Raw genomic sequence first — 23,664 nt, forward strand, 5'->3', positions numbered from 1 at the left:
AAGTAGAAGAGGAGGCTGTATCTGGGAAAGGATTTGAAGCTGAACGCATATCAAGTGAACAATATGATAGTATTGAACTGTTTTTAAAAGATAATGGCTTTGAAGTAGATCTTTACAATATAGCTGACGGTACCTTTGTTGGATTGGTAGGGTATAGGAAAGAGAAGACTATTTGTGCTGTCTCCGGGGGCGCAACAGGATATAAAGAGGCCGAAGGCCAGTGGATCCCACCAGAACCTGACATCAAAGATGTAACGGTGAATTGCGGAAAGTTAGAGAAAACCGAGATGGAATATGCAACAGAGGACTGGCAGGTTTATACGAATGAAAAGTATGGATATTCTTTAAAGTATCCTACCGATTGTCTTTATGGACCTTTGCCTGGTTATTGCAAGCTGAAACCACCAAAAGAAAGGCCCCGAGAATGTTTATGCTACTTTAATGCTGAAGATCCAAACAGCGTCTCATTGGGAACCTTTACTGGCACAAAATCTGATTTAACCGGTGCTTCATTTGTTGTTTTCCATTCTATTTACGTTGATTATTATAGTCCTCCTGCTGGCACAGACCTGGTTGAATGGGTTAAAGAAAACTTTTCTTACTATGACGATATTCCCGATGAAATAAATATGGAAATAGACGGAATACCAGCTTTGAGGGTTTATACTCCTAAATCACCTATGGCTTGGTCTCAAGAAGACATTTACTTTATCAAGAGTGGTAAAGTCTTTCAGATTAGCATGTTAAACGTGGACAACGAAGATAATAGGGCGCTGTATGATAAAATACTTTTTACTTTTAAGATTTCGGAGTAAAGCTTATTCGGGGAGAAGTGGATTGTTTAACTTGACAGAATAAGTGCTACGTGTATACTTAAATAACTTTCTGTGGAAACTCAGAAGTAGGTCGATAAATTTAACCTGCGAGCTTCGCTCGCAGAACCTTGATTCGCTATTGTATAAATATATAATCTTGGATTAAGTTTCTAAAAAAAATGACAAATAAAGTTTATGTAGGAAGTCTTTCTTTTGATACCACTGAAGACACTTTAAAAGATTTGTTTTCCAAGGCTGGAACAGTAGATTCTGTTTCTATCGTGATGGATAAATTCTCTGGCAGATCAAAGGGATTTGCATTCGTGGAGATGTCTTCAGAAGAAGAGGCAAAAAAAGCAATAGAGATGTTTAATGGAAAAGAATTAGACGGAAGGAATATTGTAGTAGACGAAGCCAAACCGATGGTAAAGAAACCTTTTAGAAAATTCTCTGACGATCGTAGAGGATTTGGTAAAAAGAGGTTTTAGAAAGAAGATTAAAAATCAAATAGCAAAAGAGCCTTTCACAAAAGGCCCTTTTGTTTTAGATACCCACCAAATATGTTAGAATAATAGGAAATATGCCACTTACACCGTTTCATTGGGGACCGAGTTCTTGGATAGGACTGCTCTTGTTCAAGATTTTTGATTTCCCCACCCTTTTTATAGCCAGCGTTATAGTTGATATTGAACCCTTCTGCATTTTATTTTTTAGTTTGAATTACCCTCTTCATGGATTCTTTCACAGCTTTTTAGGTGGCTCAATATTGGCGGCGTTAACCGCGATAATTTTATATCTTTTGAAGGCTAAGATTAAAAAGATGATGGCTATTTTCAAATTGGCTCAGGACTCTTCATTTAAAAAAATCCTCTGGACCTCATTTTTCGGCGTTTATTTCCATCTTCTTTTAGATGCTTTTATACATCGAGATATGAAGCCGTTTTATCCTCTTGAAAGTAACCCTTTGCTTGGATTGTTTTCATCCTCACAGATTTATCTTTTTTGCAGTTTATCTTTCTTGCTTGGGATTTTAGTTTATTTATTTAGATTAGCGACTATCAAAAGAACAAAGAGTTTATAAGATAATAATAAGATAAAAAAACCGCCCCACTTAGTGAGGCGGTTTTTTTTATTGGATTAGCGTTCGAATCTTTGAGTTCTTCTTTTTGACCAGCACTCTCTACAATAGATTGGTCTGTCTGGTGATGGTTCAAATGGGAGTTCAGTTATTTCTTTTTCACAATCAGCGCATTTCCAATTTCCTTGGAACATTTTCCGAGGGGGGAAATCCCCTCCCGGTTGTTCATTAGGTTTTTCGAAAGCCATAACGAAATCGATACATCTGTCCACCGATCGCTTCGCTTAAAGCAACGGCAGGCAGGAATTTTAAAAAAAATAAAACGACCTTTTGATATAGTGTATTATATTCCTTGTCTTTTAAAAAGTCAAGGGTTGTGCTGTAATTTCTAACAAGGTAAAATAGGGTATAGAAATTTTATCAAGAGTAAAAACCCAGTCTCTGTAAACTTTCGTTTTTGTTGTGGTATAATAGAAGAAGCAAAAGTCGACAAAATAATAAAGAATAAAAAAGGTCGAGAAAAAATAATTGAAGATTAATATTATGAAAAGAAAAAACATAATAGTCATTGTAGTTGTTGTAGTGTTGATAGTATTGGTTGGAAGTTTAATCTGGTGGTGGGGTGGTAAAGAAGAAACTACAATTCCTTTGGGCGAACAAGAAGAGGAAGAGGAAGAAGAGGAGGAAGAAGTATATGGAATTCCGCTTCCAAAATATCCGAACATGACAAAGTTTATGGAAGAAAAGGATAAAGAAACTGAAAGTTTTTCAGTGATGTATTTTATAGAAGGACCGGATAGAACTGCGGAAATCATAGATTTTTACAAAACAAAGTTAGCTGCTGAGGGATGGACATTGGACAGCGAAATGTCTTTTGGAGAGATGTCAATTCTTGAGTTCTCAAAAGGAAAGAATTACAAGTTAACGTTGACTACTTCTTACGCAGATGGAATAACAAATCTTACTCTTGTCTATGAGGCGCCAACTGAAGAGGAACTAAAAGGACCCTATGATTCTGCTTCAGAGGTTGAACCTGCCTCAGACCTTAATGCTGCATTTCATGATGATTTTAAAGCAGTTCTTGTTTCAGTATTCGGAGGAGCAAAACTTACAAGTGCTTCTTCAGATAAGTATTACGAAGAGTTTGCTTACATTGTGAAAAGGAAAATTACCAAAGCGGATGCTCAGCAAGTAAGAGTTTCGCTTGATGGGAAAGGGTATGAAACAACCTCTACTAAAGCCGAGACCGATGTATACAAGTATAAGTTTTCTAAGGAAATGCTGGGAGAAACCTATAAGGAAATTAGCGTAAGGATTTACTTAGAAGAGGAAGGAAGCCGTCAGCAAAAGGTCTTGATTACGGTGTATAAATAATAACAGATAGAACTGAAAATCAATTTTAAAAAAGGTGTTATCTTTATCTAATAAAATAGGGAGAGATTTTGGATAGGTTAGAAACAGAGAATAGCTTTCGCAGATTTTAGGCGAAACCGCAGGTTTCGTCTTTTTTTACCTGATTGAGTTTTTAAAAAAATTGACAAGTATTTTATAACTTGATAAAATAAAAGGGATAAGTTCTTTCTGCGTAAGGGAAGAGGGTCTCTAAAAATAAGCAAGTTCATTGTGAACTTGCACCAATGTTAACTTTATTGGAGGATCCCGTCGAAAGTAATTCGTCCGGGAACAGATGACATACATTCAGCCTTTGACCCAGGATGACTGTTAAGAAAGTATGTTAAAAGACCCTCTCTCCCTTTTTCTTGCCCCCACACCAAAGTTCGGTAGTGGGGGTTATTGACAAATTTCTAATATACTGTTAAAATTTAAAATCAAATAGTACTTTAGATAAGAAAGGAGCATTAAAATGGCTGCTGTAAAATGTCCAAAATGCGGCGCTGATGGAGAATGCTTTTGTCGTGACATTGACCTGGGCGATATTTTTCAATATACATTGTTCTGTAAAAAATGCTGCCATAAAGAAGAGAAATATGAAAGAAATTGTCCATTTTGCGGTCAAGCGCAAAGAGAGCATTTAGAAACACCAATACAATGTTGGTAATAAAAAGCCCTTAAGAGGAGATACTTCCCTGCGGGCTTTTTTATTTTCGCCAACAAAAATCGCCAAAAATTGGAGTGTTACCCAAGAGCTTCGCTCTCGGGCTTGACTTTTTGGAGCGAAATAATAATATAATTATAGTTCTTAATATTCCAATAAGCAAAGAAAGGAGGTCAGAGATGACTGATCAGGAAATCGTAACTCAAGGAGACGTCACCGAAGAAGCTTTTCAAGAAGCGGTAGACCAAAAGAAGAGAAATGGGCTATCTTTTGTTCTCGCTGTTTACCAGACATTGGATGAATTTTTGGAAAAGGAGAAAGAAAATTCAGGAGTGACTCTGGCTTGCAAAAAGGGTTGTTCTTCGTGTTGTTATCAGTTAGTTAGCTGTACGGAGATGGAAATAGATGAGATCGTTAGATTTATAAAAGCGATGTCCAAACTCCGTCGTCGCCCTCTGGAGAGGAGATTAAAGAAATTTGCCACAAAGTGGCAAAAGTACTTCGGGAGGAATGAAATTGCCCTAAATAGGGATTCTTTCAAAGCGCTTCAAGATTGGCTAGGTGAAGCTTGCCCTTTTCTAAATGAAGGTGGAGGGTTCTGCGATGTCTATCCAGTCCGCACTATCGATTGCCGCACTGCCAGCAGCCTAAGTCCTTGCAATGAAGGAGGAAGAGGAGAGCGTTTCCTTTTTCAATCTGAAAATTGGGCTAACAACCTGATTTTAGATGAACAACAAAAAAGAGCAGGGAAAATGCGGGTAACGCCTATTCATCATTGGCTTCTCATCAAGAAGTTTTAGCCAAAGACCCGGGATAAGTCTTGGGTCTTTTTTTTGTTCCCTTGACATTTTGGAGCGAAATAATAATATAATTACAGTTCTTAATATTCAAACAAATCAGGAAGGAGTAAAAAATGGAACAGTTATATCTAGTAGGAGAACCTATTTTTAAACCACCATCCAGCAAAAAGCGCTATGCCCCAGTTAGTCAACTGGACCTTTGCCAGCAAGTTTTAAAGGAAACCCAGGAGCCGAATATAGTTCTAAAAAAACTTCAAGATGAGTATTTGGCAATCATTTGGAGTTTAAACGAGATAGGGATTAATTTTCGGATAATCTATTCCCACGAGGACAAAATCGATAAGCAGGTACTTGGAGCGTGTGTTCATGGCGTTGGATGCAGATTAGCAGGCTTCCATCAGGACTATTTTCCTCCCGCAGTTGCTTATCCCCGTGATTTTGTTACTGTCTTGCCAAAGCTTATTTTAGTGAATTCTCAAATGGCTAGGGTAAAAGTTGGAGAAAAAGATAATTACCGCATCCTTTCTTCGCCCTATGGAGAAGGTGGTCGGGTATTGGCTTGGGAAAAGACTATGCTCGTTTGCGAAAGATTAATTTTAGAAGATAAACATTCAAGCGGACCAAAAGGATTGCGAGAGATTAGACAAGCAGGAATAAAAATAGCCCTACTTCCTCTTCCTCTATCCATAGCATTTTCAATATCCGAAGTCGAAAAAAGAGCTTTTTTTAACGATCACCCTGACAGAGTAGCTTGTTTGATTCAAGGAAAAGACAGAGGCCTTCATCTTGTGGTAGACCCACAAATTCATACGGCAGATTGGAAGGGTCACAAACAAGCTCCTTCTTGGATTCAGAGGTTTCCGGAAGACACGATCAAGAGAATTAAGCAGGTCTGTGAACCATTAGAAATCGAGGTTCACTGTCCTAAAAAGCTGGAGATCCCTTATTCTCTCAACCTTATTCAATTTCCAGACGGTCAGGTTCTAATGACAAGCGGGGATGATTCTGTTGTAGAAGTGGTGAGCGAAATTGTGGGGGAGGATAAAATAGCCCAGACGCCGATTCCTATTCGTTTCTTTCCGGTTTGGGCTTATGCTGGCATTCGTTGTTTAGTCAATGAAGCACCTATGCCATTATTAAAGCCAAAAGCCCCGGTTTAGTAAGATTAACAACCCAGGGCTTTTTTATTTTAGTTGAATTTCCTCAAAAAAAGGGGTAGCCTGAAAGTAGAATTATGGCTGAAGTTAAAATTTTAATTGAAGGTTATACATCAGCAGATTCCGTTGCCGAAGGCGGCGAGGAAAAAACCTGCTCAACGATTACTTTAATTAAAGATAAAGATATTGTAATGGTTGTAGATCCAGGCGTTTTAGAGGATCAAAAAATACTTGTTGATAAGCTTAAAGAAGAAGGTTTAACTATAGATGATGTAAATATCGTTTGTATAACTCACTCACATCTTGACCATTACAGAAATATAGGGATGTTTCCTAAAGCAAAAACCCTGGAATATTATGGTTTATGGGATAAACAGACGGTTGATGACTGGCAGGAACAATTTACAGATGATATTAGAATTATAAAAACGCCGGGTCATAGCTACGATTCAATTACCTTTCTCGTAAGAACAGAGAAGGGAACTGTTGCTGTTTGCGGCGATGTCTTTTGGAAAGAGAATTTTCCAGAGGACGATCCCTATGCCTCAGATAAAGAGGAATTAGAAAAAAGCAGAAAAAAAGTTTTAGAAATGTCAGATTGGGTAATCCCCGGCCACGGCGGGATGTTCAAAGTCCGCTGAAAATCAAATCGGCGATACACAAAAAAGAGGTAAATTTTTGCTCCGGCAAAAGGTGACAAAAATTGACAAAATTTTTTCAAGGTTTAAGATAAAATATTCAGCTAAAAAAATTCGCTAAAATTTATAAAAAAGATATAAATTTTCTTCTTAATTAAATATGAATCAACTTACTAATAAATTTGTGTTTGCTAAAAAGAATATAAGAATTTCAGATACAATCTCAATTGAAAAAGATGATGTTGGTGTTATAGAATCTGAGGCAAAAAAAGACGCTTCCATTTTTTTTATAAGGATTTGGCAAAAGGTTACATTAAATAAAAATGATTTTGAAATTTTTGATACCAAAAAGATTGGAGACGGCTTTCCTAAAAAAATTTGTAATATTTGTCATAAACTTTTAAATACCACAGAATTTGCAAGAAATCAAAATGCTAAAAATAATAGACCAGTTCGAAGACCGTCATGTAGAGAGTGCAGAAAGCAACTTGAGGGGATAAACCCGACCCCAAAAGCAAAGCGTAAATGGCTAAAAAATAAACCACAAAATAAACCTTTTGAGTGTCCAATCTGTGCTAAAAGAACTATTGCAGGAATCACTAGCAAAGTGGTCCTTGACCACAATCACCGCACTGGAAAGGTAAGGGGTTGGATATGTGACAGTTGTAATACAGGAATAGGTAGATTTAAGGACGATATAGAGCTTCTAAAAAGGGCTATTAAATTCCTCAAGTAAAATAGTTAAAAATTTAACATTTTTAATCTTTTCTTGGTCAATTCAACATATTCTTTAGATATATCACAACCAATATAAAAACGTTTATTTTTAAGTGCTATTTTACAAGTAGTCCCAGAGCCACACATTGGATCAAAAACAATATCATCTTGATTAGTCCATGAAAGGATATGATCTTCAGCTAATTTTTCTGGGAAAACTGCGGGATGTTTAAAAGCAATTTTGTCGCTTGTCGTTCCATGAAGGCCTACGGCATATTCCCAGATATTTGTCATTGTTTTTTCAGGTTTAAGTTCACCTAAAATTTTCTTATTTATCCCATCTGATCCTTTGTTGAAAGGTAGCATTTCTTGCCCTTGCCTGACAGTTTTAACCTTTAGAGGATTGAATGTTTTTGGTTTACCTTTACTCAAAACAGACATAAATTCAAAACAGTTTGTATAAGCATTTGTCCTCATAAAAGGAGTATTTTTTTTCTTGTAAATCATAATATCATGAACATTAAATCCAATTTTTTGAAAGAATATCGCTTGCTTGAAACTCGTAAGGCTTCGATTCCCATTTTTAATTTTATCTCCAATAACCCAAACCAAAACACCCCCTTTCTTAGTTACCCTAAATAAATTTTTAGCAATACTCTCAAAGTCAAAATGATAGCCATTATAGTTTCTTAATTTATCATAAGGAGGCGAAGTGATTGTTAGATCGATGGAACAATCTGGCATTCGTTCCATTACATCAACCGCATCACCGCAAATAATTTGGCCTAAAGGCAAACTAGAATATTTTTTTATTTGTTTCGATGCTTTCTCGTTTGCAAGACTTTCTAAGTTTTTATTTCTGATAATATCAATAACTATTCCCTGGATAGTAATTTCTCTGTCTTTTTTTATTATAATTGGCTCGAGATTCTTATTCGCTGGCTGTAATCTAATGTGCTCTTTTTCTTTATAGAACTTTTTAAGCGTTGCTTCGTCATTATTAATAAGCGCCACAACTTTGTCGCCATTTTTAGCAACGGGTTGATTTTTGATAATAATGATATCGCCGTCACTAATGTTTTCATCAACCATACTGTTACCGATCACTCTAAGAGCATAAACCCCTCTTGATTTAGAAAGTCTGTTTTCGGGCACTGCAATTGTTTCTTTTTCTTCTATTGCTTCAATTGGTTGGCCAGCAGCTATAGTTCCAAGCAGGGGAATAGCTATTAGTCCTAATTCTCCCCTTTTATTATTTATTTCAATAGATCTTGGTTGGTTTTCTATTTTATTTAAAAATCCCTTTTCTTTTAATGCTTTTATATGTTGATGGACTGTGGCTACGGAAGACAATTTAAAATGCTCCTTCATTTCTTCTAAGGAAGGAGCATAATCATTTTTTTTAATGAATTTTGTAATATAATCCAATATTTGTTTTTGTCTTTTGGTTAATCCTTCAAAAAGTTTTCCTCTTGACCGTCTTTTCCTCATATTATAGAATTATAACATACCGAAAGAAAACCGAAAATAGTGTCAACTGTGGAAAACTAAAAATATTAAAAATTAATCAAATTTATGACAAATACAAATTATGGCATAAAGAAGAAAGGAGCTTCAAGATTTATTATAGTTGCTCCTCATGCTGCTGGAGACGATTTAAGGACTGGAAAAATTGCTGAAATTATTGCTAAACAATTAGGAGCATTTTTGGTTGTGAATAAAAAATACGTTAAGCCTACAAATTCTAAAGCTGGGATTAAGCCAGTAAAAGATTTTAATAAATTATCTATAAGGAATGAAAAATATGTATGGGGTAATAGTATAGCAAGCCAACATATGAAAGAGTTTTATGATGATATTCAAGAATTTGTAAACTGTGCTCACAAATTTAATAAAAATGCCGTTGTTGTTTATATTCATGGCATGAGAAATGGTAAGGATAAGATAGGCATAGATATCGGTTGTGGTCTTAAGTACCATGATAATAAATTAAAAACAGCAAAAATACATCCAGAAGCTGGTACGAACACTGGAGTGCGTAGGGCAAAGCGAAACCATATGGAACGTTTGAAGAAAATTTTAGGAGAGAGACTTAATAAGTATGGTTTGAAAGCTGGCATCGGTGAAGCTAAAAGAGGGAAGAAAAAATTTGCAGCTTGGGATAGGAGAAACGCGGTACAACTTCATGCTGGATCAAAAAATTATTCATTTCAATTAGAAATTGCTCGCAGTTTGCGTAATAAAGGTAAATTAAAAAATACATCAGAAATTATAGCAAAAGCATTGAAAGAAATATACTAAGAAAATTCAAAAATTGAGAAAAATTTAATAAAAAAATAAAGTAAAAAACTTATATTTCCGAACTAATTTCAAGGGTATATAGGAGAATATTTAGATAGAAACTATGACAGATAAAAATAATAAAATCGAATATCCGAGAGGCTCTGAATGGAGAAAGTGGGACTTACATATTCACACTCCGGTTAGTGGTTGGGACAAGAAAGAAATCTTAAAAACACCCCAAAGCGAAAAAGAAAAAAGAGAATTTTGTAAAAAATTCATTCAAAATGTTCAGAATAAGATAGATGTTATTGCGATTACAGAACATAACGACGGGAGCTATATTGATTCGTTATTAGACGAAGCAAAAAATCTAAAATCAGAGTTAGTGATATTCCCAGGCGTAGAAGTAATTTCTACAGAAGGAATTCATATGTTAGTGGTTTTTGATAAGGATAAGTATATTAAAAAAGATCAGATTAAAAACTGGAGTGATTATATTTCAGACTTTCTTGCTAGAATTAAAGTTCCGATAAAAAGATTTAAAAATAAGCAACCTCAAAAATCTGACATGAAAGCGATTGAAATATTAGAAGAAACGAATAAATATTTTGGGTTGGTAATTTTTCCCCATGCGTTGAGCGATCAAGGAGTTGTGAATGAGTTACGAAAAGATACCCTTTTAGGGTATGCAACCGCTCAAACAAAACAACAAATTTATACCCATCGCTTAGCGGGAGTTTTAGAAATACCAGATAAAATCGAGAATTTACCAAAAGGATATTCAGGAATTGTATCAGGTAAAGATAAAAATTACAAATATAAAAAAGTTGCCTGTATAAATTGCTCCGATGCAAGGAGCTTTTCGAAAGTAGGAATTAGTGGAAGTTATACATGGGTCAAGGCAATACCCACCCTTGAGGGCTTAAAACAGATTATTTATGAACCAGAGGAAAGAGTTCATATAGGATTAAAAGACCCTAGAAAATTTAACTATCCCATTCTGTTTAAACTTAAAATTGATAATTGCTCTAAATCCTTTTTCTTTGGAAAAGGATTGGAAGTAAATCTTAATCCTCATTTCGTCACTATTATTGGAGGTAGGGGAAGCGGGAAATCTGCGTTTCTGGATACGCTTGTTTTATCATTAAATAGAAGTGAGGTTTTAAATAGAGATAATTACATCAATAATTATTTAAAGAAAAAAGAAAGTCTTATTATTAAAGCGGATATTCTTAGTTCAAGTGATGGGACCGAAAAATCACTTTCTTTCAGGAGCCTTAGTAGTGATGAAATTATTAAAGAGTTCCCTTTTGAATATTATCCCCAAAAAGAGATAGGAAAACTAGCTGATCCAAGAAGTAAAACAGATTTAAGCAAGCTTATTTTCCAAAAAATCTTTGAGAAAAAAGCCAAGGAGGAGATAAAATTGATTAGAAAATATAATGACGATACACTTTCAGATTTAGGAGAGAATCGAGAACAAATTCAGAAAATTGAAAGAATTTTAAAAGATGAAGAGATTCTTAAGAAAAATTTGGAAGAAAGTAAAAAACAAATTGAATTTCTTCAAGATAAGAAAATCGAAACCCTTCTAGAAAAGAGAAAAAATTTTATTCAGATTCAAAACCAATATAAAGAAATAAAAGAAAAAATTAGTGATGAAATTAAAATAATAAAAGAAAATCTAGAAGTATTTCAAAAAAATCATTTTGATTATTTATTTTTTCAAACCGAGGGGAATAAGAATTTTTTACCTAAAAAGTGGATTCAATTTGAAAAGTCTCGTTTACCTCAATTACTAAAAAATATATTCGATGGAAAAGAAAAATTATTTACCGGTTTGGAGATATTACTTCAGGAGATTGAAAAATATATTAAATATTTCGACCTAGAAAAAGAAATCAAAGAAATTAGTAGAGAAATCCAGAAAGTAGTCAAAACAAAAAGTCTCTCATATTCTGACAAAGGAGTAGAAGATTTACAGAAAAAAATCTCTGATGTTGAAACTAAGCTTAAAAAAATTGAAGAATTGAAATCCCGAAAACAAGAACTGATAAAAGAAAGAAAGAAAATTAGGGAAAATTATTTTTTACACCTTAAGGAGATCAGAAAGAAACTAGAAGATGTTTTCGGTAGTTTCTGTAATAATGAAGGTAAAATTTTAAATGAGCGCATTCGGATAGGCTTCTTTTTAAGTACAAAAAACAAAGAATGTATAAAAATGATTGAGAAAAATCACATAGTAGAGGATTCATTTCGTGGATATTTTCCACGGGAAATATTATTGTGGGTGATGGAAAATAAGGGATTAAATAAAGTAATTGAAGCATTCCGCGAAGGGAGCTTTGATTCGTGGCGGAAATGGAAAAAGATAGGACCGCAAAAAGTTAGTTATTTAAATAATATCATAAACAAAGAGGGAATTGCTATGAGATTAGAAGAAATATTACCTACCCTTTCATCTGGCTTAAAATGGCGAGTTGCTAAAAATTATAAACCATTATCCGAATGCTCGATTGGAGAAAGAAGTACGGCTGTATTAAGTATTATATTAGTATCAGGAGAAACTCCTCTTATAATTGATCAGCCAGAAGATGATTTAGATCACTCATATATATTTAAACCCCTTGCCGATATTATTAAACATGTAAAAAAGAAGAGGCAGTTAATTTTTGCTAGTCATAATGCAAACATTGTAATAAATGGAGATGCTGAGCAGATTTTAATTATGGAAGCAGAGGGCGGGAAGCACGGTAAGATTACGATTTCCACGATCGAGGATATAGAAAAAAGAAATAAATTACTTTCTATTTTAGAGGGAGGAAGAGACGCTTTTGATAAAAGGGAGAAAAAATATGGCCCCGCAAACTCTCAATCAAAAAATTAATTGACCCATCACTACCAAAAGTTTTCAACTTTGATGTGAGAGCAAGGAAATAAAATATGAATGGATATTTTTGTAAAGAATGTAATCATAGAAAATGGCTTTATGAATGGTTAAAAATCAATTTTTGTTTCTATTGCAAGAAAAAAACACCAAATAATGTTAATATTACTGTTTCTGATAAAGTATCGATTAAAGATAATGTAAGGATAAAAATTAAAAGAAAAGGGTTTAAGAAATTTGTAATAGAAACTATAAGCGGATGGTTTAGCAGTGTGAATCCAAGATTAAATAAAGGAGTTAATATCACTCGGACTATCGACAAGGAAAAAAAATGGTATGATCACGTCGTGAAAGATGCAAATACCGGGGAAATTATTCATGAAGAACATGAACCATTGGATGAACATAAAAGCAAAAAGTCAAAGAATTAATTGAGAAATAAAATTATGATGAACGACATTTTAGAACAAGTCGTAGAAGATTATTTTAGAAGCAAGGGATATTTTACTCAACATAATGTTAAATATAGGCCTAATAAAGTGGGTCCACAGTATACGGTTTATTCTGATGTGGATGTCGTTGGTGTGCATCCTAAAAAGAGAGGTAGGGAAAGAGTCGTTGTAGTGAATTGCAAAAGTTGGCAGGTGGGACTTAATATAGATAAAACTTTAAAAACACTCGATAAAAATCCTAATAAAAAAATTGCTGGAAAAGAACAATGGAAAAAATTTAGAGAAATAAGTAATAAAGTTTGGGCAGAAGCCCTTAAGAAGAAAATATTTAATATAACTGGCCAAAAGAGCTTTAAATTTTATTTAGCAGTTACTAAATATAAAGGGAATAAAGATAGCTGGGAAAAATTTCCTTTATTTAAAAAAAATCTGATAGGCTGTGATATTGAAGTTATTGATATAAAAGCCATGCTTTTGGATACTTACAAATCAATAGGACGCACTCCGCTACACAGCGAATTAGGCCGTTTGTTGCAATTAATAAAGGCTAGTGGTGGTAAAATAGAATATATAGAAAAGAATAAAAAATCAAAAAATTGATTAGGATGAAAATCATATTTATAACTACAAATAAACATAAGTTTGAAGAAGTGCAGGGTATTTTAAAAGATTATCCTATTGAGTTGGAACAGTTGTCTATGGAGTACGAAGAAAATCATGATTCTAGAATGGAAGAGATTGCAACAAGTGCAGCAAGAAAACTTGCAGCAGAACTTAATAAACCACTAATATTAGAAGATACGGGTTTGTTCTTTGAGGCTTATGAGGGTTTTCCAGGAGCACTTCCTAAATTTGTTTTTAACGCTTTAGGATATAAGGGGATATTTAAGTTACTTCAAGGTGAGTCAAGAAAGGCATATTTTAAAACAGTAGCTGCTTATTGTGAGCCAAATAAAGAGCCTGTTTTATTTGACGGGATTGTGAGGGGGGATATTACTAATAAAGTATATAATAAAGATAAAGACGCAATGCCATATGATAGAATTTTTATTCCACAAGGTGTGTCCAAAACAATTTCTGATATGACGTTAGAAGAAAAGAACGCACTTTCTCAAAGAGCAGAAGCATTTAAAAAATTCGGGGATTATATTGTAAACAAAAATAAAAAATCAAAAAATTAATTAAGAAATAAAAGGTCGGAAAGGTTAATAATTAATTAAATTATTTTAAGAATATGACAAACACAATCTTAATAATTTTAGGAATAATTATCTTCATTATTTTGATTTCTATCAAGCAAATTAATCAGTATCAAAAAGGAGTAAAGTTTATGCTGGGTAAGTATATTGGTTTGATGAATCCGGGATGGAGATTGGTTTTCCCTATTATTCAGACCTATAGAAAAGTAGATTTAAGAGTAAAAGCAGTAGATGTACCAAGTCAGGAAGCAATAACTAAGGATAATATTTCAGTGAGCGTTAATGCTGTTATTTATTATAAGGTTCGAAGTGCTGATAAGGCAGTTTTAGAGGTAGAAAACTTTAATTATGCTATTTCTCAGTTGGCTCAGACAACAATGCGAAATGCTGTAGGTCAGGTGGATTTAGATGAACTTCTTTCCCAGAGAGACAGGGTTTCGGAAAACATAAGAACTATTGTAGATAAAGCCACTGATCCATGGGGAATTGAAGTTATCAATGTTGAGTTGAAAGATATAACTTTGCCGGAAGAAATGAAAAGAGTTATTGGCAAACAGGCAGAGGCAGAAAGAGAAAAAAGAGCAATAATTATTAAAGCTCAAGGAGAGGTGATTGCTGCTGACAACATGGCTAAAGCTGCTCAGATTTTGTCAGAATCAAAAGGAGCCCTGCATTTAAGGACTCTTCAGTCAGTTAATGATATAAGTTCTGACCAGTCAAATACTATTGTTTTTGCAGTGCCTCTGGAAGTTTTAAGGGCTTTTGAAGCATTTGGTAAAAAATTACCAAAAGAAAACAAGAATGAGGAAGATAATAGCCCTCAATCTCAACTTTGATTTTTTGGTAGAATGAAATAATGAAAGAAGAAACTAAAAAACAATTAAAAGTTTATACAATTTTAGTTATTATTTTGGCTGCGGCGGCAGCGTTAAGTGTTTTTTTTCTTGGTTCTATTCAAGTTGGCGGGCAGGAGATTCCGATGGAAATAGAAATACCGCTATATTTAGGTGCTTTGGCTAATTTTGGAATGATGTTAATAGGTTATGGCTTAGTTGGGTTATTGGGTTATTATTTATCAAAGAAATTAGGATGGCCTGGTATTTTTAATGAAAGAGAAAACTGGAAAAGGTTATTTTTAAGACCATTATATCTTGGTGTAATAGCAGGGATTATTTTAATTATTGCTCAGAAAGTATTTGTTTTATTTCATAATTTAGGAGAATTGCCTCATCCAGCTTTTCCTCTTTCTTTTTTTGCTTCTATTACAGCAGGAATAGGAGAGGAATTAATGTTTAGATTATTTTTATTATCTTTTTGGGCTTTTATTCTTCATTTGCTATTTAAGAGGTTTAAGAAACAAAACATAACAAACTGGATAGCTGTTATCATTGCTGCTTTAGTTTTTGGGGCTGTACACTTTCCAACTGCAATGATTCTTTATGGATTTACCTCACTTAGCCAGTTTCCAATTATTTTTATAGTTGAAATATTATTATTAAATGGAATTGTTGGCGTGGTAGCAGGCAGAGAGTTTATTAAATATGGCTTTATAGCAGCTGTTGGTATTCATTTCTGGGTAGACATTGTTTGGCACGTTATGTATGGATTATTTTAGAAAAAATAGTGTCAACTCTATTTTTATAAAAAATCAAAAAATTGATTAACCCATCACTACCAGAAATCCTACGGATTTTGGTGTGAGGGTAAAAATTTATGGAGAAGATAAATAAAAAACAATTTACAGAGGAAGAGGCGAAGAGGATTGGTGAGGAGTTGGGGATTGATTGGAGCAAGTTTGACGTGGAGCAGTTTCGGATGGGATTAGATGTGGAGCTGGAGCATGGAACAGTAGATCCAAAGACAAATGTTACTGACGATGATGAAATAATGACTGGCAAGATTGCTCTTGCTCACTTGAATGAATTTTCAGATTACTACACACGGCTTGAAAAGATGGAAAAAGAGGCAGAAGAATATTGGGAAGGGCTGAAGTAAAAAATCGCCCTCCGGGCGATTTTTTTGGTGGAGCGAAGAACTGATATTTTGCAAATCCGAGCATTTCGCTCGGCTTTTTATAAATTGACCCGGCATTATACCTACAATTCTCTTGACAAAGTCCTATCATGTTATATAACTTTAAGATAGAGTAAAGATAAGAAGAAATTATCTTAATTCAAAGCAATTTAAAAACTTAAAAGGAGATTATAGTGGATAGAAAAATTTGATGTGATGTTAGACAGTTTTTAAGATTAGAGTGTTTTTGGTTTTAGACAGAAAGGAGAAAAGAATGAACACAAAACCCAAAACCCTGTTATTTGTGTTTGTTGCGGCGGGGATGATTTTGTATGGCGGGTGTGCCGTGAGTGCTCCCCTTGTCGAAAAAGAGCCAAAAGAAGGCGTCTATTCGGCAGTAGAGGCAAGGCTCGTTATGGATCTCGTCTACTATAAGGCCGACCTGGGAAAGAAGATTACGACCACCCCTGTCCATTCAAGTGATTCCGGTTTTTTGTCAGGCGAAACTACAACAAAACCTGGCGGGGGAACCACCTTTGCACCCGGTCTGGGTCTGTTCGGCTCAATCGGGACCGAGAACTTGAGGGTTATTGGCGGTATTTCTAGTAGGTGGAATACGCTGCACCATGAAGACGGCTACCGGGAAGGATTTCACAGCACAAAGCAGCAGGTTTCCGACATCAGGCCGCCATCCAGGGGCTCTTTCGTCTTTACCCAACTGGTGCCTGGTACTTTTACCTTCATTCCTTCTGTGGGTCTTGAAGGTAAAATCAGGGAAAATCTTACGATAGGAGCAACTGTGGGCTTTCCTTATATGGAATGGACAGCCCGATCAGGCCATGACAGATGGGGCTCTTGGGAAACCGTCCAGGATGACTCCTGGAAGGGTTTCGGTACAAGGTATACCGGAACTCTTGGCTGGGACTTGAATGATAGCGACAAGATCTTCCTTGGCGTTTTCTGGGAGGAATACCGGCCCGAGTTTGCCGGCGAGGGGGCCGAGATATCTGGTATAGGTGGCTTATTTGGTTTTATTCGTAGATGGTGAAGCTACAATCGTCGCCCAGTATGTTTGGGACACATTTTGCGTAAAAAGGGCTGAAGTTTATTCAGCCCTCTTTTATTTGGGCGTTTTTTGACAATTACAGGGAGGCGCAGCGTAAGCCCTTGACAGGTTATTTTAATTGCGCTATATTGCTCAATGGTAATGGGTGAGCCAGATGAAGAGAGAAAGGTAAAAATAAGTTCAGTTTACAATAACATAAAAAAAAAAGAGCTTGAACTATTAACCTTTTAGCTCTTCATCATTAGGTTCTTCCCATTAATCACGGGTGAGAAGAGAGGCTGTTAGCGATCGCACAAAGAGGACATCTAGCTTAACCGACTAAGTTATTAATACAAGCAGAGAGAGTTAATACCCAAACCGGGTATAGATCGTTGCGTGTCTCTCTTTCTCATCCTATTGCTCTTTTAAAAGGGGCTTTTATCAAGCCCTTTTTTATTTGGGCGTTTTTTGGCTTGTCCTCACACCAAAATTGGAAGATTTCTGGTAGTGATGGTAAAATGAAGAAATGGAAAAAGCAACGCCTGTGACTTCAGCGGCTCCGGTTCCTCCTAAAAGCGGTGGCAGATCAGGATACGGGGCTGGTTGCGCAATAGGGTGTTTAATAATAGTGCTGATAACACTGTTAATCTTAGGTGCTTTGATTGGAACAGGGTATTATTTCCTTTTTATGAGAGAAAAAGAGCCGGGAAGTTATTTTGATGTTGATAAAAAAGCTGAAAAAACAATTAAATGCGACACTGCTTCCTGCTTGGAAGAAAATCTTAAGAAATGCGCCCCAGCTAATGGCGGGGCAGAGATAGGAGAGTTTGCCGAGGTTGAATTTGAAATCTTAGGGCAAAGTGGTGATTTCTGTGTGGTCTATGCTGAAGTAACTGAATTAAAAGAAATTCCTTCTCAATTGGAAGTAGCCCCTGATTTCATTCTTGAGAAATTGTTGGAAAATCTGACACTGGAGTGTTTAATTCCAGAGAGAGTTTATACTCAAGGGATAGAGGAAGTCGGGGATTACATTGGAGAAAATCCCCACGCTGCCTGCAAAGGTCCTTTATTTGATTTAATGGACAAATTTGGAATAAAAATAGAAGAATATTAAATTAAGAAAGTGTCCTGGCTGCGGAGCAAAACTTTAATTAGATTTGACAAAGTTTTAGGGCTGTGTATTATGATACATTATGGTGCTGAGGAGAAATATAATAATTATTTCGCTGATTATCTTGATTTTGGTTATTGGTTTTGTTGTTTTTAAAGAAGGATTAAAAGAAGAAGAAAAAGAGCAAGAAGCAGAACAAGGAATTTCCCTAGAAGAAAAACAGCAGATTGAGGCCTGGATAGAAGAAAATAATTTAAATCAATACGGGGATCCCAAAGATACAGTTTATACTGGAGGGACCCCGCTTTTTAATGAAAAGACCGGCGAGAGAATTGATAAATATGAATATATTTTAAGAAAACATCCGGATAGACCCTGGTTAAGGTAAAAATTGGAGGACTGAAAGGTCGACCGAGGTCATAAAGAATAAAAAATTAATTAAGTAGAAAGCAAAAATATGAAAAAATTAATTCTATTTGGAGCAATAGCAGTATTTCTAATGGCATCGATAGGAACAGTAGTAGCTAAGGGACCATATAATCCAAATGCAATTGACAAAAATCCAAATCTAAATGATTTTAGTGAGATTTGGCCCACAGCATTAGATTTACAGACGAATCTGGATGGCGACTTTGTTCAGTGGTTTCACAACAGACACTACATTTGTCAATGCACAGATGGTATGAATCCAGATGCGATAGCTAGCAAGCTAAGTGAAGGTTGGTTTATATGGCATCCAGCAACAGATGATCCACGCTACGAATGGTGCAGCAATCATGAATACATCATAAAAATGATTTAATTTCGTTCTTTTTCGAGATTCTCAATAGTCCACCCATTACATTAGAAACCCACATCTTTGAATAGAGATGTGGCAAAGGTCGACAATAATTAAATAATTAATAAGTAAAAAGAAAGAAAAAAATGAAATCATTAATCGCTTCAATTTTGATTTTAGGATTAGTTGGAATGGTAGTGGGAGCGGCAGTGAAGGCAGCTACAGAGGGAAGTGTTACTGCTACTGTAACTCCGGGAGTAGTTTCAGTGATAGTATCTCCAAACAGTTTCGATTATGGTTATATGACATTGAATACATCAAAGACTTCGCATGAGGCAGGCCAGACATCAGGAATAACTGCTACTGTTGGTGGTGTTAATACCGACCTCGAGATTAAAGGAGCTGATGCAACCTCTTCTAGTGGGTCATGGACACTTGTTGGTACCCCTGGATCAGATGAATATGTGCATGAATTTGGTGAAGGCGCTGATCCTAGTTCATACACTACTTTAACTACAACCTATGTTGATCTTGCTAGTGTGTCTGCAAGTGGGAGTTACGTCTTCGGGTTAAGAATTACTACACCTACTTCATCAACATATACAGAGGAATACTCTGTGCCTACTATTGTTCTGGCGAGCTGGGGAGGCTAATTACCCTAAATATTCTTAGAAAATGGTGTCAATTCTATTTTAAACGCTAAAATCCCTGCCCTGCTAAGCAGGGCAAAGCGTAAGTTTATATGATTAAAAAAGGGAATTTTTATATGTCAAAAATTTCTAAAATTTTGATATTGGTTTTGATTATTGGTGGGATGGTTTTTGGATTTGGTTTAAATAAAGGCACAGCTCAGTCAGAGCCGCCTTTTCCAATAATAGAAAAACCCTTCCCAAAAGCACTTTCGTCTCGATACGTTTCTGATGAAATTATCGTTAAGTTTAAACCAGGAGTATCGGCAGAAAGAATTAGTGAGATTTATCAGAAAGAAAAAATTCCTGAAGAAAAATATATTAGCCCCTTCGTTGGTTTTCGAGTTCTTAAAATCCCTGCCGGCAAAACCGTCGAAGAAATGGTTAATATTTTCCAAAAAAATCCGTTAGTTGAATATACGGAGCCAAATTCGATTTGTTATGCCTTTATGATTCCCGCTGATGAACATTATCCTTGGCAATGGAACTTTGATGATGATAATACCATTAATACCGGTGGTGCTTCTTCTAATCCCTATGGTGGGGCAAACGGAGGAGGGATTAGAATGGAGGAGGCTTGGGATATTGATACTACAGCTCCTTTATATGGGGGTGATCCTAATGTGGTAGTGGCTGTGTTAGATACCGGGATTGCTTATGAAAATTATAAAGGGTTTTGCCGCTCTCCGGATTTTGCTGGTTCATATCCTGGTTTTACTGCTGGTTATGATTTTGCTAATAGTGATATCCATCCTAATGATGATGAGGGTCACGGTACCCATGTAGCTGGAACAATAACCAGCTCTACTAATAATGACTACGTAGCTGGAATTGCTTTTAATTCGACCTTGATGCCAGTTAAAGTTCTCAACCGAAAAGGAGAAGGAACAGCCGATTGGGTAGCCGATGGGATTTATTATGCTGTCAATAATGGGGCAGATATTATTAATATGAGTTTAGGTTGGCCACCGGGTTACGATCCAGGAGAAACAGTTTATAATGCGATTAAATACGCTTACGATCATGGCGTTGTTCAAATTGCCGCCACTGGCAATGAGAGTGCCAGCCAAATTTCTTACCCGGCTAAATATTCAGAAGTTATTGCGGTTGGGGCGACAAGATATGATGAGACGCGAGCTTCTTACTCTAATTACGGAGAAGGAATTGACTTGGTTGCTCCTGGGGGAGATTTGGGTGTTGACCAAAATGAAGATGGATATGGTGATGGAGTTTGCCAGATTACATTTTCTGGAGGAGCCTGCAGCTGGTATTACGTTTGGGCGGATGGAACCTCAATGTCCACTCCTCATGTTTCAGGGGTTGTTGCTTTGCTTTTGGCTCAAGATTCTAATCGAACCCCTGATGACATAAGAAATATTCTTCAAAGTACTGCCGAAGATAAAGGAACAACTGGTTGGGATCAATACTATGGACACGGAATCGTTGATGCCTATGCTGCCTTGACTTACGCACCAGCTGTTTCTATTAGCTTAACCACTGATGGCTTGGTGGAATTTGGAACTTTACCATTGGAGGCAACAGCAGACAGTTCTGAAGATGTTCAAACTGTCAGTATTAATATAGGACCAGCTAACTTAGATGTTAGAAGCACGGTTTTTTCCGACAATGGAAACAGTTGGTCTCTGGGAACAACCAATGGTGACAATCAGGTAGTTTGGGAATATTCAGAGGATGGAAGCATTTGGACTATTTTTGAAGCTCCCGATACCCTGTATGATTTGGCTGATAATGTGGCCCAAGGAAATACTCAAAATCTATATTTACAGATAACTATGCCCACTGAAACCTCTTCTTCAAATCAATATAGTTCAGTAGTAACTATTGTTGCAACTGAACCTTAATGTAATAATTAATTAATAACTAAAATCATTAAAAATATGCAAAAAATTATTATTCTTTTTCTAACAGCTTCTTTAATTCTTCCTTTAATGGTTTTTGCCGGGATTGGTGTTGGGGTAAATCTTGGCAAAATAGAGATTGATGAGGCCTTGAAACCAGGAGGAATTTATAATTTTCCAAGTATTGGGGTAATCAATACCGGGGATGAACCAGGTGAATATGAATTGGCAGTTACTTATCATCAAGACCAGCCTCAAATAAGGCCAGCTCAAGAGTGGTTTAGTTTTAGCCCTTCTTCCTTTCATTTAGAGCCGGGTCAATCTCAAAGCGTGGCAGTAAAATTGGCTTTGCCAGTTAGAGTAAAGCCCGGAGATTATTTTGCCTATTTGGAAGCTCATCCTATTATTGAGGCAGGCCCGGGAACAACGATTGGCATAGCAGCTGCAACCAAAACTTATTTTACGATTGCTCCAGCTAATATCTGGCAGGCGATTTATTATAAAATTGCTTCTTTCTTTACGATGTATGCTCCCTGGACTTATGTAGCTTTAGCAATAGTGATAGGGGCTATAATTATTGTCATTTTTAGAAAGTTTTTTGCTTTGCGAATTGGAATTAAAAGAAAATAGGATGCGAATATTTATATGCGATTTTTGTCAATTGCGGATACTATTTATATGCCAAAGTATATAAAAAAAATTTTACTTTCAGTTTTTGTAATTTCTGTTTTGTTCCTCGTCTTTTTAGGAGTAAGCTATACCAAGAACAATTTAGCTTCTCTTTCTGGTATTATTACTGCTTGGGTGACCATCAATCCTTTAGAGGTTAATATTTCTTCTCCTAAGAAGGTGGAAGTAAATAGAGTTTTTTTAGTAAAAGCAGAAATAGAAAATAAAGGAGAGGAAAAAATTGAAAAAATGAAGACCAAGATTTTTCTTCCTGATGAGTTAGAATTGATTAAAAAAAACAAGGAACAGAAAACAGGAGTGTTAAATCCTGGGGGCAAAAAACTTATTTCCTGGTCAGTAAAAGGAAAAGAGATAGGGGAATATATTATTTCAGTTAAAGCTTCCGGAGAATTAAGAGGAGATTTAATTAGCGCTGAAGATAGCGCAATGGTTAAGATAAAAAAACCATGGAAAGAGGGTTGGCCCCAAAGATGGTTTCAGGGTATTATTGATTTTTTTCGAGTAAAGCCCGGCTATTAATTATAAGTTTGCTTGACAAATTTACCCCTATGATTAAAATGGGAATATCAAGTCCTCTTATTAGGGCAGCTCTTTAAAAAGAAGGCGTCTGATTGAGTAAAAACAGGAAGAAATTACAAAATTTTCCTTCTTTTTTTGTAATTACAAAACAGGAGATGGAATAATGGATAAAAAGGAAATTATTCAGGAAGTAAAGGAGCAAATCAAGCTAGAGTATATTAAATACCTGGTCTGGTATGGTAATCTGAGGGGGAACGACATTAATGTGATGGCAGTAATAGATAAAAGAGCCAGAGTTCGCCTTTATAAGTTGCCAAAATCAAAATTAGATATTTTGACGATTGGTAAAGACGAATTTCGAAGGAGATTGAGGATGCTTGACCCTGCAATTACCGAGCCCCTCATAACTGGTTTTCGATTATTAGGTGACGAGAGAGAGTTTAGTCTACTAAGAAGCAAAACATTTTTATCTTTACCTCTTTCAAACAAAGCACTTCAGTTTCTTAAAGAGAAAGCCAGGGAAAGGTTAGGAAATGCCAAAGAGCTGTTACAAGCTTCTGGGCAGGAAGATGAAGATAATTTGCTTCCCTGTTTGGTCAATCTTTCTTGGGCTTGCAGCTATTTTGGATTTGCTGAGTATTATGGGGACAGTCCCGAATTCGTTCCTATCACCTTTGCTCACTTATTGGCACAAGATGGAGAATTCGTACTCGGAGAAGTTATGGGAGTTTTGAAAGCTGTTAAATCAGGTAGAGAATTTAATAAAGACCAAGCGGTTGATTTGTTCAAAAGAACTCAGAAGATGTTAAGATAAATATATCGTGGCCGTTTGTGAGAAAAGGAAGCGTGGTAATGCTCACTTGTTATATTCGTCTGCT

The 23,664-nt window shown here is 35.7% G+C and carries 28 protein-coding genes; 26 read left to right on the plus strand and 2 right to left on the minus strand.

Annotation, left to right across the window (positions count from 1 at the left end):
- The 3 genes from KJA13_01405 to KJA13_01415 all read left to right on the plus strand — a co-directional run.
- Window positions 1-815 (plus strand): hypothetical protein (locus KJA13_01405; protein MBZ9577673.1); only part of this gene is annotated, 815 nt, incomplete at its 5' end.
- A 179-nt stretch (window positions 816-994) separates the two neighbouring features.
- Window positions 995-1,303: an RNA-binding protein gene (locus KJA13_01410; protein ID MBZ9577674.1), complete on the plus strand. Its 309-nt coding sequence runs from the start codon at window positions 995-997 to the stop codon at window positions 1,301-1,303.
- Between the two features lie 176 nt (window positions 1,304-1,479).
- Window positions 1,480-1,896, plus strand: a complete 417-nt coding sequence (locus KJA13_01415) for a hypothetical protein (protein ID MBZ9577675.1) — start codon at window positions 1,480-1,482, stop codon at window positions 1,894-1,896.
- A 56-nt stretch (window positions 1,897-1,952) separates the two neighbouring features.
- On the opposite strand, the gene KJA13_01420 is transcribed toward KJA13_01415, so the two are convergent.
- Window positions 1,953-2,141, minus strand: a complete 189-nt coding sequence (locus KJA13_01420) for a hypothetical protein (GenBank protein MBZ9577676.1) — start codon at window positions 2,139-2,141, stop codon at window positions 1,953-1,955.
- A 295-nt stretch (window positions 2,142-2,436) separates the two neighbouring features.
- Between KJA13_01420 and KJA13_01425 the strand changes: the two genes are divergently transcribed.
- From KJA13_01425 to KJA13_01450, 6 genes are all read left to right on the plus strand, one after another.
- A complete protein-coding gene (locus KJA13_01425; GenBank protein MBZ9577677.1) occupies window positions 2,437-3,267 on the plus strand; it encodes a hypothetical protein in 831 nt (276 codons plus the stop codon).
- Window positions 3,268-3,757: 490 nt separating this feature from the next.
- Entirely contained in the window at window positions 3,758-3,952 is a 195-nt protein-coding gene (locus tag KJA13_01430; protein ID MBZ9577678.1) for a hypothetical protein, read from the plus strand.
- 176 nt (window positions 3,953-4,128) lie between these two features.
- Complete coding sequence (locus KJA13_01435; protein ID MBZ9577679.1) at window positions 4,129-4,749, plus strand: YkgJ family cysteine cluster protein; 621 nt, start codon at window positions 4,129-4,131, stop codon at window positions 4,747-4,749.
- Window positions 4,750-4,862: 113 nt separating this feature from the next.
- Entirely contained in the window at window positions 4,863-5,909 is a 1,047-nt protein-coding gene (locus KJA13_01440) for a hypothetical protein (protein ID MBZ9577680.1), read from the plus strand.
- A gap of 74 nt (window positions 5,910-5,983) precedes the next feature.
- Window positions 5,984-6,547: an MBL fold metallo-hydrolase gene (locus tag KJA13_01445; GenBank protein ID MBZ9577681.1), complete on the plus strand. Its 564-nt coding sequence runs from the start codon at window positions 5,984-5,986 to the stop codon at window positions 6,545-6,547.
- Window positions 6,548-6,704: 157 nt separating this feature from the next.
- On the plus strand, window positions 6,705-7,280 hold the full coding sequence (locus tag KJA13_01450) for an Hpy99I family type II restriction endonuclease (protein ID MBZ9577682.1): 576 nt from the start codon (window positions 6,705-6,707) through the stop codon (window positions 7,278-7,280).
- A 5-nt stretch (window positions 7,281-7,285) separates the two neighbouring features.
- Here KJA13_01450 and lexA read toward each other — a convergent pair whose 3' ends face one another.
- Window positions 7,286-8,752, minus strand: a complete 1,467-nt coding sequence (lexA, locus tag KJA13_01455; protein ID MBZ9577683.1) for a transcriptional repressor LexA — start codon at window positions 8,750-8,752, stop codon at window positions 7,286-7,288.
- 84 nt (window positions 8,753-8,836) lie between these two features.
- Here lexA and KJA13_01460 point away from each other — a divergent pair, with 84 nt between their 5' ends.
- The 17 genes from KJA13_01460 (at window position 8,837) to KJA13_01540 (ending at window position 23,600) form a co-directional block, all read left to right on the plus strand.
- Window positions 8,837-9,562, plus strand: coding sequence for a hypothetical protein (locus KJA13_01460; protein MBZ9577684.1), 726 nt, complete (start codon window positions 8,837-8,839; stop codon window positions 9,560-9,562).
- 103 nt (window positions 9,563-9,665) lie between these two features.
- Window positions 9,666-12,431 carry a hypothetical protein gene (locus KJA13_01465; protein MBZ9577685.1) on the plus strand — a complete coding sequence of 922 codons (2,766 nt, stop codon included), beginning with the start codon at window positions 9,666-9,668 and terminating at the stop codon, window positions 12,429-12,431.
- A gap of 56 nt (window positions 12,432-12,487) precedes the next feature.
- On the plus strand, window positions 12,488-12,862 hold the full coding sequence (locus KJA13_01470; GenBank protein ID MBZ9577686.1) for a hypothetical protein: 375 nt from the start codon (window positions 12,488-12,490) through the stop codon (window positions 12,860-12,862).
- The gene (locus KJA13_01475; GenBank protein MBZ9577687.1) at window positions 12,863-13,483 is read left to right on the plus strand and encodes a hypothetical protein; all 621 of its coding nucleotides are present in this window, start codon (window positions 12,863-12,865) and stop codon (window positions 13,481-13,483) included.
- Between the two features lie 5 nt (window positions 13,484-13,488).
- Window positions 13,489-14,064 carry an RdgB/HAM1 family non-canonical purine NTP pyrophosphatase gene (rdgB, locus tag KJA13_01480; GenBank protein MBZ9577688.1) on the plus strand — a complete coding sequence of 192 codons (576 nt, stop codon included), beginning with the start codon at window positions 13,489-13,491 and terminating at the stop codon, window positions 14,062-14,064.
- A 53-nt stretch (window positions 14,065-14,117) separates the two neighbouring features.
- Window positions 14,118-14,918, plus strand: a complete 801-nt coding sequence (locus KJA13_01485) for a slipin family protein (GenBank protein MBZ9577689.1) — start codon at window positions 14,118-14,120, stop codon at window positions 14,916-14,918.
- A gap of 20 nt (window positions 14,919-14,938) precedes the next feature.
- Complete coding sequence (locus tag KJA13_01490) at window positions 14,939-15,697, plus strand: CPBP family intramembrane metalloprotease (protein ID MBZ9577690.1); 759 nt, start codon at window positions 14,939-14,941, stop codon at window positions 15,695-15,697.
- Window positions 15,698-15,795: 98 nt separating this feature from the next.
- Window positions 15,796-16,077, plus strand: a complete 282-nt coding sequence (locus KJA13_01495; protein MBZ9577691.1) for a hypothetical protein — start codon at window positions 15,796-15,798, stop codon at window positions 16,075-16,077.
- 292 nt (window positions 16,078-16,369) lie between these two features.
- The gene (locus tag KJA13_01500; GenBank protein ID MBZ9577692.1) at window positions 16,370-17,143 is read left to right on the plus strand and encodes a hypothetical protein; all 774 of its coding nucleotides are present in this window, start codon (window positions 16,370-16,372) and stop codon (window positions 17,141-17,143) included.
- Window positions 17,144-17,666: 523 nt separating this feature from the next.
- Window positions 17,667-18,254 carry a hypothetical protein gene (locus KJA13_01505; GenBank protein ID MBZ9577693.1) on the plus strand — a complete coding sequence of 196 codons (588 nt, stop codon included), beginning with the start codon at window positions 17,667-17,669 and terminating at the stop codon, window positions 18,252-18,254.
- A 79-nt stretch (window positions 18,255-18,333) separates the two neighbouring features.
- A complete protein-coding gene (locus tag KJA13_01510; protein ID MBZ9577694.1) occupies window positions 18,334-18,639 on the plus strand; it encodes a hypothetical protein in 306 nt (101 codons plus the stop codon).
- 69 nt (window positions 18,640-18,708) lie between these two features.
- Window positions 18,709-19,053, plus strand: a complete 345-nt coding sequence (locus tag KJA13_01515; GenBank protein MBZ9577695.1) for a hypothetical protein — start codon at window positions 18,709-18,711, stop codon at window positions 19,051-19,053.
- A gap of 122 nt (window positions 19,054-19,175) precedes the next feature.
- Window positions 19,176-19,682 (plus strand): hypothetical protein, encoded by a 507-nt coding sequence (locus KJA13_01520; GenBank protein MBZ9577696.1) that lies wholly within the window; start codon window positions 19,176-19,178, stop codon window positions 19,680-19,682.
- Between the two features lie 113 nt (window positions 19,683-19,795).
- Window positions 19,796-21,580, plus strand: a complete 1,785-nt coding sequence (locus KJA13_01525; protein MBZ9577697.1) for a peptidase S8 — start codon at window positions 19,796-19,798, stop codon at window positions 21,578-21,580.
- A 36-nt stretch (window positions 21,581-21,616) separates the two neighbouring features.
- A complete protein-coding gene (locus KJA13_01530) occupies window positions 21,617-22,207 on the plus strand; it encodes a hypothetical protein (GenBank protein MBZ9577698.1) in 591 nt (196 codons plus the stop codon).
- 48 nt (window positions 22,208-22,255) lie between these two features.
- Window positions 22,256-22,786: a hypothetical protein gene (locus KJA13_01535; GenBank protein ID MBZ9577699.1), complete on the plus strand. Its 531-nt coding sequence runs from the start codon at window positions 22,256-22,258 to the stop codon at window positions 22,784-22,786.
- 163 nt (window positions 22,787-22,949) lie between these two features.
- On the plus strand, window positions 22,950-23,600 hold the full coding sequence (locus KJA13_01540; protein ID MBZ9577700.1) for a hypothetical protein: 651 nt from the start codon (window positions 22,950-22,952) through the stop codon (window positions 23,598-23,600).
- Window positions 23,601-23,664 lie beyond the last annotated feature (64 nt).

The organism is Patescibacteria group bacterium (assembly GCA_020148045.1).
Taxonomy (GTDB): Bacteria; Patescibacteriota; Minisyncoccia; order Minisyncoccales; family GWA2-38-27; genus JAHCRG01.